The sequence below is a fragment of the Mesorhizobium sp. 43Arga genome (genome assembly GCF_053714255.1).
The window spans coordinates 1-239 of the sequence record NZ_JBSKBO010000058.1 but is presented as its reverse complement, the minus strand read 5'-3'; the positions used below and the strand labels follow the sequence as shown (position 1 = coordinate 239).

Here is a 239-nt window from a genome sequence, read left to right as displayed (position 1 = left end):
GAGAACATGTTCGCACGCCTCAAAGACTGGCGACGCATCCACACCAGATACGACCGATGTGCTCACACCTTCCTGTCGGCGATCGCCTTCGCTGCAGCCTTCATCTTCTGGATCAATGAGTCCTGACCCTAGCTCTCATGTTCCCTGTCAAGGTTGAAGGCAAGAAGGCTCGCCCGCTTGGCAGGTTTGCCATGCAGTCGGATCGGCTGAAGCTGCACAGGGCTGGGGGTGGGAGCTCA

General features: G+C 58.2%; 1 pseudogene. It reads left to right on the top strand.

Annotated features, from left to right (window positions below):
• Positions 1-126 (top strand): annotated as a pseudogene (locus ACWGS8_RS35220) (IS5/IS1182 family transposase); the annotation flags it as partial.
• Positions 127-239: the final 113 nt, after the last annotated feature.